Raw genomic sequence first — 15,167 nt, 5'->3', positions numbered from 1 at the left:
CCGGACGACGCCGTGGCCGCAGAGCCCTCGAACACCCTCGTAGTATTCGCTCATGCAATTCAAACGTTCCCTGGCCCTTCTCCTCGGCGCGAGCGCGCTGGTGTTCACCGGCGCGTGCTCCTCGTCCTCCGGGGACGGGGACGGCGACGCCGGATCGTCGAAGGCCACCTCCCCGTCCGCCGGGGCGCCGGCCAAGCTCGCCTCGGCGGACCTCCAGAGCCGCTGGTGGAGTTGGACCGACGCCGACCCGGAGGGCGCGAACCCGATCGACGACCGGGACGGCCGGCTGTGCGGGAAGAACCAGGCGACCGACGTCTGGTTCCTGGCGGGCACCCATGGCGGGCCCGCCAAGCGCGCCTGCCGGGTGCCCACCGGGGTCCCGATCGCGTTCCCGCTGGTGAACCGCGTCGCGACGAAGAGCGAGTGCGACGCGTTCCTCCGGACCGCGAAGGGGAGCGCCACCCTCGACGGCAAGGCCCTGGAGCCGGAGCGCCTCGGTGCCGCACCCGTGAAGGGGATGGGCCCCGGCGCCCTGTCCTGCGGACTGTGGGTGCAGACGGCACCCCTGCCGGCGGGGACCCACACGCTGCGCTTCGAGGGCTCCTCGGGCTCGTTCTCCACGGCGGTGGACTACCGCCTGGAGGCCGCGCCCCGCTGACGGACACAGCGGCGCCCGGATCCGTCACTCCTCCAGGGAGGCGCGGACGCGGTCGATGGCGCGCAGGACCTCGTCACGGTTCTTCCCCCGCTTGATCCAGGCCGGGAGGCGGCCGATGTACGTCATCTTCCGTCCCCTCTCGTACCACGGGGGCCGCTCCCGCAGCGACGCCGCGACGAACTGCCGCAGCACCTCCAGCTGTTCCGGGTTACGGGCCCACACCCAGCCGTGCCGCGTCTCGGTCTGCAACCACAGGGGTGCCCGGAACCAGGGGTCGGTGGCCTGCCCGTCGCCCCAGCGGAACACGGCCACGTCCCCCGACCACCGCGCCAGCCCGCAGGCGGCGCAGATCAGCCGCCGTCGCCGGGTCACCGGGGGCGGCGGGTCGTCGGGGAGCCCGGGGGCCGGGGCGACGCGGGCCATCCCGTCGCACTTCGGGCAGCGCACGAGGATCACGTCGAGGGACGCGCGCTTCGTGAACTGGGGGTCCCGGAACCGGGACGGCGGGGACAGCGAGGCCATCGTCCCAGTATGCGGCGGGCGGTCCCGGCCGGGGGCGGCGGGGGCTCGTCGGCCGGACGACGCCGTGACGAGCCCTCCGGCCGCCCCTCCGTCAGGCCCGTCCCCCCGCCACCAGCCGCGGCAGGTCCTTCAGCACCTCCGCGATCCGCGCCCCGGGCAGACCGCCGCCCTGCGCCAGGTCCGGTGAACCGCCGCCGCGCCCGTCGAGGAGCCGCTTGACGAGGTCCGAGGCCGAGAGCCCGGCCTCCCGCGCGGCACGGTTGACCGCCACGACGACCACCCCGCCGCCGTCGGTCGCGCTTCCGACCGCCACCGCGCCCGGCCGGCCGGCGGCGAGCCGGTCCCGGACGGCGACGGCCAGGGCACGGGCCGCGTCCGCGCCGCCGTCGGCGGTGGCCGTGACGACGGCCGTGCCGTCCGCGTCCACGGCCGTACCGGCCAGCCCGGCGGCACGGGCCGTCGTCGCCTCGGTGCGGAGCCGCTGGTTCTCCCGCTCCGTGGCCTTCATACGGTCGAGCAACGCGGCGATGCGGTCCGGGAGTTCGGCACGGGGCGCCTGGAGCTGCTCGGCGATCCGGGTGACGAGGTCGCGCTCCCGGGCCAGGTGGTCGAACCCCTCGATGCCCACCGCCGCCTCCAGCCGGCGCATGCCCGCGCCGACCGAGGACTCCGACGTCAGCGACACGACACCGATCTGCGCGGACCGCTCCACATGCGTGCCGCCGCACAGCTCGCGCGACCACGCCCCGCCGATCTCGACGACGCGCACCTGCTCCCCGTACGTCTCGTCGAACAGCGCGAGCGCGCCCAGCTCCTTGGCCTGCGGCAGGGTCATCCACCGCACGTCCACCGGCAGGTCGCGGCGCAGCGCGCGGTTGGCCGCCTCCTCGACGTCGCCGCGCACGGCCGTGCCGAGCGCGCCGCGCCACGGGAAGTCGAGCCGCAGGTAGCCGGGGCGGTTGTACGAGCCGGCCTGCAGGGCCGTCGGGCCCAGGACCTCGCGGACCGCGGCGTGCAGCACATGGGTGCCCGAGTGGGCCTGACGGGCGCCCACCCGCCACTCGGGGTCCACCGCCGCGCGCACGGCCCCGCCGGGGGCCAGCTCGCCGGCGGTGACCCGCACCTGGTGCACCACCAGACCGGGCAGCGGCCGCTGGACGTCGAGGACGTCGGCCTCCACGGACGTCCCGGACAGCCGGCCCGCGTCGCTGTCCTGGCCGCCGGACTCGGCGTAGAACGGCGTCCGGTCGAGGACGACGGTCACGATGTCACCGGTGCGCGCCACCGGCACCGGGCCCGCCGGGCCGAGCAGGGCGAGGACCCGGGACTCGGTCTCCAGTGCCTCCCAGGCCCGCCAGTCCGTGGGCCCGTGCTCGGTCAGGACGGTCCGCAGCGCCGCCGTGTCGGTGGCACCGGACTTGCGGGCCCGGGCATCGGCGCGGGCCCGCTCGCGCTGGGCGTTCATCAGCGCGGTGAAGCCCTCGCGGTCGACCTCCACGCCCTGTTCGGCCGCCATCTCCAGGGTGAGGTCGATCGGGAACCCGTAGGTGTCGTGCAGCAGGAACGCCTGACGGCCCGGAAGCGACCGGCCGCCCGCCGCCTTGACCTCGGCGACGGCCGTGTCGAGGACGGTGGTGCCCTGCCTGAGGGTGTCGCGGAAGGCGTCCTCCTCGCCGTACGCCCGGTCGGCGATGCGGGCGAACGACTCGGCCACCTCGGGGTAGCTCACGGCCATGAGGTCCCGGGCCACGGGCAGCAGCTCCGGCAGCGCCCGGTCCTGGTGGCCGAGCTGCCGCATGGAGCGGACCGCCCGGCGCAGGATGCGGCGGAGGACGTAGCCGCGGCCCTCGTTGCCGGGGGCGGTGCCGTCCGCGAGGAGCATCAGCGCGGTGCGGACGTGGTCGGCGACGACGCGCAGCCGGACGTCCGCCTCGGCGTCGGCGCCGTAGCGGACGCCCGCCAGTTCGGCGGCGCGGTCGAGGACCGGCCGGGTCTCGTCGGTCTCGTAGAGGTTGTCGACGCCCTGGAGCAGCGTCGCCATGCGCTCCAGGCCCATGCCGGTGTCGATGTTGCGGCGCGGCAGCTCCCCGAGGATCGGGTAGCCGGACTTGCCGGGGCCCTCACCCCGCTCGTACTGCATGAAGACGAGGTTCCAGAACTCCATGTACCGGTCCTCGTCCACCGCGGGACCGCCCTCGGGGCCGAGCGCCGGGCCCCGGTCGTAGTAGAGCTCCGAGCAGGGGCCGCAGGGTCCGGGGACGCCCATGGACCAGAAGTTGTCCTCATCGCCCCTGGCCACGATCCGCTCGTCGGGGAGGCCCGCGACGCGGCGCCAGATCCCCCGGGCGTCGCCGTCCGAGTGGTGCACCGTCACCCAGATGCGCGCGGGGTCCAGACCGTAGCCGCCGTCCGCGACCGGGGCGGTGGACAGCTCCCAGGCGTAGGAGATCGCCTCTTCCTTGAAGTAGTCGCCGAACGAGAAGTTCCCGTTCATCTGGAAGAACGAGCCGTGCCGGGTGGTGCGGCCGACCTCCTCGATGTCGAGCGTGCGCACGCACTTCTGCACGCTCGTCGCCCGCTGCCACGGGGCGGGCGACTCACCGGTCAGATACGGCTTGAAGGGCACCATGCCCGCGTTGACGAACAGCAGCGTCGGGTCGGGAGTGGGGAGAGGGGCGCTGGGGACGACGGTGTGGCCGCGCGCCGCGAAGAAGTCCAGGAATCGGGTACGGATGTCGGCGGTACGCACAGTCGCGCTCACGGGTCCCTTCGCCATACAGGTTTCTTGCCTGATCATCGTAGGTGCAAGTGTTTCGCAGGAGGGGCCGACGTCCCCGGCGCAACCCCGACGAAGGTCAGGGGCCGGGCCGTGACCTTCGGGCCGGGTGCCCGGCGGTGGCGCTGTCTAACGTCCGGTGGCATGGAACACGCGACAGACAACCACCGCGGCGCCCTCCGACGGGCGACCGCCGCCGTCACCGTCCTGGCAGTGGCGGCCGGAGTGCTCGCCTGGGCCGCGCCCGACGGACCGGGGCGGACGGGCAGGACGGAGGTCACCGGCGGCCCGTCCGCCTCCCTCTACCGGTCGGTCGCCGGCGCGGCGGCGGACGCGCCCGGCGCCGTGGGCTCGCTGCTCGCCCTCGCCACCGAGGGGACCCTGGTCGTCCTGGGACTGCTGCTGCTGTGGACGGGCTGGACCGCCCTGCGCCGCCGCGACGTCCCGGCGCTCGCCGGAGTGCTGCTCGCCGGCGCCGCGACGGTCACCGCCTACGCGGTCAGCGAACTGCTCAAGACGGCCGTCGACGAGGAGCGGCCCTGCCGCGCCCTGGACGGCGTCACCACCGTCGACCCCTGCCCGCCGCCCGGCGACTGGTCCTTCCCCAGCAACCACTCCACCCTCGCCGCCGCCCTCGCGGTGGGACTGGCCGTGACCCGGCCCCGGCTCGCGGCCGCGGTGCTGCCCCTGGGCGCCCTCGCCGCCCTGCTGCGGGTGGCCGTCGGCGCGCACTATCCGCACGACGTGCTGGCCGGGTGCGTCCTGGGGGCCGCCGTCGCCGCCGCGGCCCACCTCGTCCTGCTGCCCCTCGCCGTCAGGCTGCTCTCACGGTTCTCACCGTTCTCACAGCTCTCACGGTCGGGGCTCGGCGATCATGCCCGCCTCGTGGGCGACGACCGCGGCCGCGGCCCGGTTGTCCACCCCCAGCCGGGCCAGGATCGAGCTCACATGCGCCTTGACGGTGCCTTCCACCACGTGCAGCCGGCGCGCGATCTGCCCGTTGGACAACCCGGCGCCCAGGTGGACGAGCACGTCCCGTTCCCGGGCGGTCAGGGCGGCCACCCGTTCCCGGGCGGCGGCGCGCCGGCCGGCCGCGGTCCCGGCGCCGGTGGCGGCGAGATGGGCGACCACCCGGGCGGCCACCTTCGGTGACAGATAGGCGGCGCCCCCGGCCACCGCGCGCACCCCCGCGATCAACTCCTCGGGCGCGCCGGACTTGACCAGGAAACCGGCGGCGCCGCCGGCCAGCGCCCGGAGGATGTAGTCGTCCTCACCGAACGTCGTCAGCATCACGACCCCGGTGCGCGGCACGGCCTCACGGATCAGCGCCGCCGCCTCGATACCGCCCGTGCCCGGCATCCGGATGTCGAGCACGGCCACGTCGGGGCGGTGCCGGCGCACCAGTTCCACGGCCTCGTGCCCGTCCGCCGCCTCCGCGACGACGTCGAGCTCCGGATCGGTGGAGAGCACGGCCCGTACCCCGTGGCGGACCATCGGCTCGTCGTCGGCTATCAGGACCCGGATCACCGCGCGCTCACCCCCGGAGCACGGCGAAGGCGGTCAGCCGGCCGTCCCGGAAGCAGAGTTGGTACGCGTCGCCCGAACTGTCCACGAAGCGGTCGGCTGTCACCGCGTAGTACTCGCACTCGACCCCCGGTCCCCTGGGCTCCGCCGCCCGTGGCCGGTAGGGCAGCTGACGCTTCGGCAGCAGCGCCGCCACATCCGTCCGATTCTGCCCCAGGCGCAGCCTCGCGTAGGCGCCGGGGTCGAGCACCGCGTCCTCGACCGTCAGCGAGCTCCACACCATCAGGGCGCCGCTGAGCACGGCCAGCGCCAGCACGGGCACGGCGACGGCGGCCGCCAGGGTGCGGCCCGCCCGGCGGCGGGCCCGCCGGTGCTCGGGCGGCATGGGGTCCGCCGGCGGACGGACGACGGACGCCGCGGGCCGCGGCGCCGGCACGTGCGGGAGCCGGGCGGTGACGAGGAAGCCGCCCTCGTACGGACCGTGCCGGAGCGAACCACCCGTCAGCCGGACCCGCTCGTCCAGCCCGATGAGCCCCCGGCCCCCGGCCGCGAGCCCGCCCGTCGCGGACGGCGGGGCCGTGTTGCGCACCGACACCACCGTCTCCCCGGCCGAGTGCGCGACCCGTACCTCCGCCGCGGCGCCGGGCGCGTGCTTGACGACGTTGGTCAGCGCCTCCTGGACGACCCGGTGGGCTGCCCGCTCGACCGGCCCGGGCACCTCGTGCCCCTGCCCCTCGACGTGCAGGGCCACCGCGAGACCCGAGGCCGCCGCGTTCTCCACCAGCCGCCCGACGCCGTGGTCCGCGGGACCCGTCGGGGCCCAGTCCGCGTCCTCCCGCAGGATCCCGATGACCTCGCCCAGCCGCTCCACCGCCGCGGCCGCCCGGGCCCGTACATCCTCGGCGGCCGCCCGGTGCCCCTCCGCGAGGCCCGGCGCCAGCTTCAGCGCCCCCGCCGACAGGGCGACCAGGCTCAGGTCGTGCCCGAGCGCGTCGTGCATGTCCTGGGCGATACGGGCCCGTTCCCGCAGCCGGGCCTGCTCGGCGACCAGCCGCTGCTCGCGCGCCAGTTGAGCCGCCCGGGACCAGCCCGCCCGGATCAGCTCCTGGTACTGGCGCCACACCCGGCCCGCGAACCAGGGGAGCAGCGCCACGCCCACCACCAGCGCGACGAAGGGCGTCCCGAGCGGGAACAGCGCCGGCACGGCGAGCACCGCACCGGCGCCCGCCGAGACCAGCGCGCCCATGGCCACCGCCATCGGCCACGTCCGCCCCGAACGGTGCCCGGCCAGAAAGGCGGCGGCCACCCCCGGCAGCGCCCACCACAGGCTGCTGACGCCCAGCCCGGCCGCCAGCGCGGCGACCGGCGCGAGCAACGTCGCGGGGTCGCGGCGGAGCGGCGGTATGTCTGTCGTTGTCGTTCCGTACACCGGACGCACGGTATGCGCCCGCCGCGGGGTCCGGAACTGCCGAAAGTCAGGGGTGGGCGGGTGCCGGGCGGGGCGGGCCCTCGACGAGGCCGGCCGCCCGTACGGCGGCGCCCCGCGGAAGTGCCGCCCGGCGCCGCCGCGTTGTCACGTCAGGGGCGACGGGCATCCGGAGCAGCGGCCTCCAGATCGGCGATCCCGCCCGACATGATCGTCCGCACGTGCTCGGTGATGTGCTCCGCGGGCCAGTCCCACCAGGCCACCGCCAGCAGCCGGGCGACGTCCTCGTCGCTGTAGCGGGTGCGGATGAGCCGGGCGGGGTTGCCACCGACGATGCCGTAGTCCGGCACGTCCGCCGTGACCACGGCGCCGGAGGCGACGATCGCGCCGTGCCCGATCCGTACACCGGGCATCACCGTCGCTCCGTGGCCGAACCAGACGTCGTTGCCGACGACCGTGTCGCCCCGGTTCGGCAGCCCCGTGAGCAGGTCGAAGTGCTCGGACCACGAGCCGCCCATGCTGGGGAAGGGGAAGGTCGAGGGGCCGTCCATGCGGTGGTTGGCGCCGTTCATGATGAACCGCGTCCCCGTGCCCAGCGCGCAGAACTTGCCGATGACCAGCTTCTCCGGCCCGTAGTGGTAGAGGACGTTGCGCGTCTCGAACGCCGTCGGGTCGTCCGGGTCGTCGTAGTAGGAGTACTCCCCGACGTCGATCAGCGGGGACTTCACCAGTGGCTTGAGCAGCACCACCCGCGGATGTTCGGGCATGGGGTGGAGGACGGTCGGGTCGGCGGGCACAGCAGGGTTGGGCATGGCGCGTGATTCCTCAGGGTGGCGTGTCCGGTCTGTCCTCATGATCACAGAAATACTCCGGGCGGGAGATCGATTTTCGGCCAGGGCGACGAGGGCCCGGCCGGACCGCACCTCCCGTCGCGTCCCGCCTCCTGACAACCGGCCGTCGCGCTGGCACGCTGCCGTTGCACGGATCGAACAGGCTTGCATCGCAGAGGAGTTGGCATGTCACACAGACTCGTGGGCGCTTCCCTGGCCGCCGCGCTCGGGCTCCTGACGGGCCTCCAGGCAGGCCCTGCCGCCGCCCCGCCCGCCGGGACACCCGCGACGGGAACGGGGTGCGGGACCGGCGTCGGCAGGGTCGTGCTGGACACGACGTACAACCCCGCCACGGGACGGTACGAGCTGAACGACAGCCGGCGCGGCAACCACCGGACGTACGACCTGGCGGGGGCCACCGGCGGGACGGGCACCCTGGTCACCGACGACGACAACGACTGGTGCGACGCCTCCGGGAGGGGGGCGGACGCCGTGGCGGCGCACTACCTCCACGCGGTGACCTGGGACTACTTCGCCGAGGTGCACGGCCGCAAGGGGTTACGGGGGGACGGCAGGGGCGGCTGCAGCCGGGTGCACCACGGGCGTGACCACCAGAACGTCTTCTTCGCCGACGGCTGCCTCACCTACGGCGACCGGAGCGACTGGCGGCACCCCCTCACCAGGATCGACATCGCCGCCCACGAATGGGCCCACGTCGTCACCGAGGCCACCGCGAACCTCCGGTACTCGGGGGAGTCCGGCGGGCTGAACGAGGCGACGAGCGACATCTTCGCGGCGGCGGTGGAGTTCCGCGCCAAGAACCCCGCGGATCCGGGCGACTACCTTGTCGACGAGTCGCTGAGCGGCGTCGACGACGGCGTCCCCCTGCGGTACATGGACCGGCCGTCCCGGGACGGCCGGTCGAAGGACTACTGGTACCCCGGGATCGGCGGGACCGACGTCCACTACTCCTCCGGGCCGGCCAACCACTTCTTCTACCTGCTCTCCGAGGGCAGCGGGAAGAAGGTCGTCAACGGGGTGACGTACGACAGCCCGACCTACGACGGCAAGCCCGTCACCGGCATCGGACGGTCCGCCGCCGAGCGCGTCTGGTACCGGGCGCTCACCCAGCGGATGTCGACGAACACCGACTACAAGGGCGCCCGCGGGGCGACGCTGACGGCGGCGGCCGAACTGTACGGACAGGGCAGCGCCGAACACCGCGCGGTCGACGCGGCCTGGGCCGCCGTCAATGTCACATGACGCCGCGCCCGGAGCGGCAGCGGCTACCCCTCCCCGGCCGCCTCCTCCAGCGTTTGCACATCGATCTTCGTCATGCCCAGCATGGCCTGCATGACCCGGTCCGCCCTGGCCGGATCCGGATCGCTCAGCAGATCGGTCAGCCGGCGGGGAATGATCTGCCAGGAGACGCCGTAGCGGTCCTTGAGCCAGCCGCACGGACCCTCCTGCCCGCCGGCCGACAGCTTCGTCCACAACTCGTCGACCTCCTCCTGCGACGTGCAGTCGACATAGAGGGACATCGCCTCGTTGAACGTGAACTGAGGACCGCCGTTGAGGGCGATGAACTGCTGCCCGGCGAGCTCGAAGGTCACGGTCATCACCGTGCCCGCCTCGCCCGGCCCCGCCTCGCCGTACCGCTGGACGTGCACGACGCGGGAGTCCTCGAAGAGGGAGGTGTAGTGGCCGGCCGCTTCCTCGGCCTGGTCGTCGAACCACAGAAACGGCGTGATCTTCTGCATGACAGCGCTCTCCTGACCGCTCCGGAAACAGCATGTTCTCCGGGCACATCGGACATGCCCGGCGCTACTCTGCCGTGCGCCCGGAGCACCCACAACGTGTGCGTCACCCGAACGGCCGCGCGGCGGCCGGAGCCCGCGCACCAGGTCACCGGCCACCGGCTCACACGGCGTCAGGGCACCTGCCGCAGGGCGTTGGTGGCACAGTGCACCTCACCGCCGCCCAGGTGGGCCCACGAGAAGTCCTCCACCCAGTGCGTCCGTACACCCTTGGCGGCGAGCCGCCGTTCGGCCTCGTCCCGGAACAGGTCGCGCCCGCCCACCCGCGGACCGTGCGGCGCCGGAGGGGCGAAGTCCCGTGCGGTGAGGGACAGTCCGTTGGCGAGGGCGGGGGAGAGGGCCATGTGCCGCCGCTTGCCGTTGCCCGCGTCCTCCTTGACGTACAGCACGGGCAGCCCCACCAGTTCGTCCTTCCGCAGGCCGGTCGCGCGCAGCAGCACCGCCAGCTGCCCGTCGATCCGGCGCGCGGCCTCCTCGTTCTCGCCGGTGGTCCGCTCGTGCCGCAGCACCTGGTCGACCGTCGGCTTCAGCGCGGCGTCCGTGTCCGCGAACAGCCGCTGCCCGCCCTGCCCGGAACGCTGCGCCCGCCGCATCAGGTCCATCGCCAGCCGCGGGTCGGAGAAGGCGAGCGTCCAGCCGCGCGCGGTGTCCGCCCGTACGACGTGGACGGTCTCGTCGACATGGCCGACCAGCAGCCACGAGGTGTCGAGGGCCAGCGGCTCCTGCCGCCCCTGGGAGCGCAGCAACGTGACGAAGGACGGGTCCGGGCGGCGCTCGGGGGCGCTGCCGTAGAGGATCCGGCCCTGGGGCCGGCCGGGGTACGGGGGCAGCTTCTCGATGTTGCCGGTGAAGTTGAGCAGCTCGTCCACGTTCTTGTCGCGCCGGGTCGTGTACTGCTGGACGACCCCGACGCCGGGACCGCGCAGGTCGCGGTAGAGCAGCCGGCCGGCCCGGCGGAGGCTCGCGGCGCGGCCGTCGGCGGACGTCCAGTAGTTCGGGGAGCGCAGCAGGATCCGCATGGTCCGGGTGCCCTCGGGGGTCCGCTTGGTCACATAGCCCGGCTCGGCGATGTCCTGCCGCCACACGTCCCGCCACCACTGCGCCGTCCCCGGCTGGAAGCGCAGCTCGCGGTCGGGCAGACCGGAGGCCCGGGTGGCGGCGCGCAGCGATCCGGCGAATTCCTTCCACCCGCCCGGCTTCCGGTGGGATACCGGCACCTCCACGGGCTGCCCCTCGCCGGGGCCGGGCGCGGCGGCGAAGACGTGCCGCGCCCGCTGGAGGTCGTGCTGGAGGAGGACGGGCGCGACCCGCAGCCGCACGGACGCGGTCCGGGTGGTGCCCCCGTCGGTCAGGGCCAGGGTGACGTCGATGCGGCCGTCCCAGCGTGCGGCGTCCCGGACGACGTCACGGCCCTCCACGGCGAGCCGGACCCCCTTCCGCAGCTCCCCGGCCCCGAGCCGGCCGCCGGTGCCCAGCGAGACGTACCGTCCGCCGCGCTCCACGAAGATCCGGGCGTAGCGGCCCTGCGCGGCCGGTACGGAGACCCGGCCGCCGGTCCGCGCGCCGACGGCGGTCGGCGGCACCCGCAGCGGGGTGAGGTCCTGGAGGTCGGCCGCGCCGTTGACGACCTCGTCGGCCGCGTCGTTGCAGGCGGCCAGGCGCTCGTCCACGGCCACGTCCAGCCGGTCGAGGTCGCCGGGCCGCAGGGTGCAGCGCCGGGTGTCGTCGTCCAGGTTCGGGAGCACGGTGGTGCCCTGCGGCGCCAGCAGCCGGGGCCGCGCGGCAGGGGAGGAGGGGGCGGCCTGGGCGGCGGCGGGCAGCAGGGCGGCGAGGACGGCCGCGCAGGCCAGCGTCGAGACGAGGGACACCCTCGTGGTCGGTGGATGTGTCATGGGCGACACTCTTCCGCCGGGCCGCCGACGGGACATCGTCCACCGGAGTGAGGGGCCGCTGAATCCTTCGGCGCAGTGTGGAGAGAGCTCGTCCTCTTCCGGGTGGAGCCGGGAATTCTTCGGTTCGGAGGCTTTGAGTCCGGAAATGTGGCAGTACGTAGTCAAATTTTTGAGGGCTGCCGGTCATGACCTGCGATCTTGCATTTTGCGGATCACTTAGCGTGAGTTTCTGAAAAAGTCAATTCTCTGTAAACTCTTGACGGCATCCTGGCGCGCCTCACACCATTCCCGCATGGACTCGTCAGACAACCGGGAGATCGCCGCGGCGCACACGCGTCGGCACGGCGGCTTCTCCTGCCATCGCCCCGCGGGGCGGCAGCGGCCCTTAGGCCGTTGAGGCACTGACAGTCGGCGGGAGGAGTCCACCCCCTCGTGTATGTCCCGGACTCCACTCCCATCCCGCTCACACCTTCTGAACCCCAGGACCCGGCGTCGCCAGCCGGAGCCCGGCGGTGACCCCTGCCGGGGCGCCGTCCGGTCCTGCCCCCCATCAACGAAGGCGAAGACATACATGAGCGACCGCACTCTCACTGCGGCCGACACGCCCACCGGTGTGTCCGCCCCGGTCACGACGTCCGCGCACGTGGACGCCGGTGACGCGGGCTACAGCAAGGACCTCAAGTCCCGCCACATCAACATGATCGCGATCGGCGGGGCCATCGGCACCGGCCTCTTCCTCGGCGCGGGCGGCCGCCTCGCGAACGCGGGACCCTCCCTCTTCATCGCCTACGCGATCTGCGGCGTCTTCGCCTTCTTCGTCGTCCGCGCCCTCGGTGAGCTCGTCCTCTACCGCCCGTCCTCCGGCGCGTTCGTCTCGTACGCCCGCGAGTTCATGGGGGAGAAGGGCGCCTTCGCCGCCGGCTGGCTCTACTTCCTCAACTGGGCCACCACCGGCATCGCCGACATCACGGCCGTCGCCACCTACACCCATTACTGGGGCATGTTCAGCGACATCCCCCAGTGGATCCTGGCGCTGATCGCGCTCGCGGTCGTGCTCACCGTGAACCTCATCTCCGTGAAGTACTTCGGCGAGATGGAGTTCTGGTTCGCGATCATCAAGGTCGGCGCCCTCGTCGCCTTCATGGCGATCGGCATCTTCCTGCTGGCCGGCCAGCACGACGTCGGCGGCCAGGCCCCGGGCCTGGACAACATGCTCGGCCACGGCGGCCTCTTCCCGTCCGGTCTGATGCCGATGCTGCTCGTCATCCAGGGCGTCGTCTTCGCCTACGCCTCGGTCGAGCTGTGCGGTGTGGCCGCGGGCGAGACCAAGAACCCCGAGCAGATCATGCCCAAGGCGATCAACTCGATCATGTGGCGCGTGGGCCTCTTCTACGTCGGCTCGGTCGTGCTCCTCACGCTCCTGCTGCCGTACAACGCCTTCACCGGCGGCGAGAGCCCCTTCGTCACCGTGCTGTCCAAGATCGGTGTCCCGTACGCGGCCGGTGTGATGAACCTCGTGGTCCTCACCGCGGCGCTCTCCAGCCTCAACTCCGGCCTCTACTCCACCGGCCGCATCCTGCGCTCGATGGCCATGTCGGGCTCCGCGCCGAAGTTCACCGGCCGGATGAACAAGGGCCAGGTCCCCTACGGCGGCATCCTGCTCACCGCGTTCTTCTGTGTGCTGGGCGTCGGGCTGAACTTCGTCGTCCCGGAGAACGCCTTCGAGATCGTGCTGAACTTCGCCGCGATCGGCATCATCGGCACCTGGGGCATGATCATGCTCTGCTCGCTGCTCTTCTGGCGCCGCGCCAAGGCGGGCCTGGTCTCCCGTCCGGCCTACCGGCTGCCCTGGGCGCCGTACACCCAGATCGTCACGCTGGTCTTCCTGGCCGGTGTCCTGGGTCTGATGGCGGCCGACGAGGGCGCCAGCCGTGACACCATCCTCTGCCTGCCGCTGATCGCGGCGGCCCTGGTCGGCGGCTGGTACCTCGTCCGCGGCCGGGTCGCGCGCACCCAGCGCGAGGCCGAGCTGCGCGAGGCGGGAACGCCCCGGTCGTAACGGCTGGCCACTTCGCGGAATCCGGGCCGCGTCCCCCTGTGAGGGGGGCGCGGCCCGGCCGCGTTCCGGGGCGCCCGCTCTCCGCGGGGAAGTCGCCTGCGAGGCGTCATCGCGGGATTGACATGCGCATCCGGTGTGGCTGTAATGATCATGTGCCACGTGGCGCCGGCCGGAGAGCAGTGGGCAGGCCGGCAGCCGGGCGAGCACCCGATGTGTTGCAAGGGGCCGAACCATGGGTTCACTTTCCGCACCCCGCAGCTGACGCCGGCGCGTTTCGCGCGGCGTCCTCCGTCTCCCTCCGTGGCGTCCCGTGCCACCGAGTGACATCGGCCCTTTCTCTCTCCTCCGGTCGAAGGATCCCGTGCGATCCGCGCGCCGTCGCGCCTCATCGCCATCCGGTACGCGCCGCGCTCCGTCGCGATGCGTCACGCCTGATTCCCGGAGATCCGACACCTCATGTCCTTTTCGTTCAACCAGTCCGTCATCGACGAGTTCCGCTCCGCCGGAGGGCAGGTGGGAGGCCCCTTCGAGGGCGGTGACCTCCTCCTGCTGACCACCACCGGCGCCCGGTCGGGGGCCGAGCACACCACCCCGCTCGGCTATGTGCGCCACGACGGGCTGCTGCTCGTCGTCGCGTCCGACATGGGCGCGCCCCGGCACCCCGCCTGGTACCACAATCTGCTCGCCCATCCCGTGGTGGGCGTGGAGATCGGCACCGAGACCTTCGAGGCCGTCGCCGTCCCCGCCGAGGGCGCGCGGCGCGACGAACTGTTCGCGCACGTCGTCCGGGCGGTCCCCGGGTACGGCGACTACCAGACCGGGACCGACCGGGTCCTGCCGGTCGTGGTGCTGGAGCGGACCGGTCACACGGCGCAGGACGGGCCGCCCGTGGTCCGCACCCTCGCCGACAAGCTCCTGGAGGTCCACACCTGGCTGCGCGCCCAGCTCCGGCACGTGCGCCAGGAGGCCGACGCCCACCTCGCCGCCCGGGAGGCCCACCGGGGCCCCGGCGAACCCCCGGCCCCGGGGCTGGGGCTCCGGATCCGGCAGCACTGCCTGGCCTTCTGCCAGTCCCTGGAGTTCCACCACACCTCCGAGGACGCCCACCTCTTCCCTTCCCTGGCGGAGCACCACCCGGAACTGCGCGAGGCACTGGACCGGCTCCGCGCCGAGCACCGCACGGTCGCGCGCCTCCAGGGCGAGCTGGCCGCTCTGCTGAGGGACATCGCCACGGCCGATCCCCGGCGGTTCCTCGACGAGCTCGACCGGATGACGGAAGAGCTGACCGCGCACCTGGACCGCGAGGAGGAGTCGCTGCTTCCCGCACTGGCGGCGATCCCCTTCCCGCCCGGGCCGCCCACCGGCTGATCCGACCCTCTGTGGCGGTCCGCGATCCGTAGCGCATGGTCACTGTGCGCCGAGGTTGCGGGCCGCCGCTTGTGAGCCCGGGCATAGGGCGTGGATCACTTACGGCGTTGTTTAGTGATGTGTGGCCGGGGGGTGCGGGGAATGGGCGGGGGTGGTTGTGGTGGTGAACGGCCTTGGGTAGTAGGTCACATGATTGCCAGGGGTTTTCGGGGCCGCTAACAATTACTGGGTCGCAGGGCGCCGTGATCGGAACGGCGCTTCTTTCGTGCCGGTTCCGGTGCGATGCGGCTTTCCC

At 73.3% G+C, this 15,167-nt stretch carries 11 protein-coding genes and 1 pseudogene; 5 read left to right on the top strand and 7 right to left on the bottom strand.

Translation table 11 applies throughout. The features are described 5' to 3' along the window. The first annotated feature begins 52 nt into the window (after positions 1–52). On the top strand, positions 53–658 hold the full coding sequence (locus HN013_RS30430; protein ID WP_171171956.1) for a signal protein: 606 nt from the start codon (positions 53–55) through the stop codon (positions 656–658). A 24-nt stretch (positions 659–682) separates the two neighbouring features. On the opposite strand, the gene HN013_RS30425 is transcribed toward HN013_RS30430, so the two are convergent. Then, positions 683–1,180 carry a hypothetical protein gene (locus HN013_RS30425; protein WP_171171954.1) on the bottom strand — a complete coding sequence of 166 codons (498 nt, stop codon included), beginning with the start codon at positions 1,178–1,180 and terminating at the stop codon, positions 683–685. Between the two features lie 91 nt (positions 1,181–1,271). Beyond that, complete coding sequence (gene alaS, locus HN013_RS30420; protein ID WP_171171988.1) at positions 1,272–3,929, bottom strand: alanine--tRNA ligase; 2,658 nt, start codon at positions 3,927–3,929, stop codon at positions 1,272–1,274. Positions 3,930–4,100: 171 nt separating this feature from the next. Here alaS and HN013_RS30415 point away from each other — a divergent pair. Further along, positions 4,101–4,739 (top strand): annotated as a pseudogene (locus HN013_RS30415) (phosphatase PAP2 family protein); the annotation flags it as partial. Positions 4,740–4,808: 69 nt separating this feature from the next. On the opposite strand, the gene HN013_RS30410 reads toward HN013_RS30415, so the two are convergent. The 3 genes from HN013_RS30410 to HN013_RS30400 all read right to left on the bottom strand — a co-directional run bounded on the left by HN013_RS30410 (position 4,809) and on the right by HN013_RS30400 (position 7,718). Beyond that, positions 4,809–5,483 (bottom strand): response regulator transcription factor, encoded by a 675-nt coding sequence (locus HN013_RS30410; RefSeq protein WP_171171952.1) that lies wholly within the window; start codon positions 5,481–5,483, stop codon positions 4,809–4,811. Between the two features lie 7 nt (positions 5,484–5,490). After that, positions 5,491–6,909, bottom strand: a complete 1,419-nt coding sequence (locus HN013_RS30405; RefSeq protein WP_171171950.1) for a sensor histidine kinase — start codon at positions 6,907–6,909, stop codon at positions 5,491–5,493. 149 nt (positions 6,910–7,058) lie between these two features. After that, positions 7,059–7,718, bottom strand: coding sequence for a CatB-related O-acetyltransferase (locus tag HN013_RS30400; protein ID WP_171171948.1), 660 nt, complete (start codon positions 7,716–7,718; stop codon positions 7,059–7,061). Positions 7,719–7,922: 204 nt separating this feature from the next. On the opposite strand from HN013_RS30400, the gene HN013_RS30395 reads away from it, so the two are divergent. Then, positions 7,923–8,999, top strand: coding sequence for a M4 family metallopeptidase (locus HN013_RS30395; protein WP_171171946.1), 1,077 nt, complete (start codon positions 7,923–7,925; stop codon positions 8,997–8,999). A gap of 23 nt (positions 9,000–9,022) precedes the next feature. Here the strand turns inward: HN013_RS30395 and HN013_RS30390 are convergent, their stop codons facing one another. Further along, entirely contained in the window at positions 9,023–9,496 is a 474-nt protein-coding gene (locus tag HN013_RS30390) for a VOC family protein (protein ID WP_171171945.1), read from the bottom strand. Positions 9,497–9,666: 170 nt separating this feature from the next. Further along, positions 9,667–11,445, bottom strand: a complete 1,779-nt coding sequence (locus tag HN013_RS30385; RefSeq protein WP_171171943.1) for a protein-arginine deiminase family protein — start codon at positions 11,443–11,445, stop codon at positions 9,667–9,669. A gap of 571 nt (positions 11,446–12,016) precedes the next feature. Here HN013_RS30385 and HN013_RS30380 point away from each other — a divergent pair. Next, positions 12,017–13,504, top strand: coding sequence for an amino acid permease (locus HN013_RS30380; RefSeq protein WP_171171941.1), 1,488 nt, complete (start codon positions 12,017–12,019; stop codon positions 13,502–13,504). Between the two features lie 456 nt (positions 13,505–13,960). Continuing rightward, positions 13,961–14,872, top strand: coding sequence for a nitroreductase/quinone reductase family protein (locus tag HN013_RS30375; protein ID WP_171171939.1), 912 nt, complete (start codon positions 13,961–13,963; stop codon positions 14,870–14,872). The last annotated feature ends 295 nt before the right edge of the window (positions 14,873–15,167 follow it).

Origin of the sequence: Streptomyces sp. I05A-00742 (assembly GCF_013055795.1) — a bacterium.
Taxonomy (GTDB): Bacteria; Actinomycetota; Actinomycetes; order Streptomycetales; family Streptomycetaceae; genus Streptomyces.
Note: the sequence above shows the minus strand (reverse complement) of the source record. Positions and strands in the feature narration are given on the sequence as shown.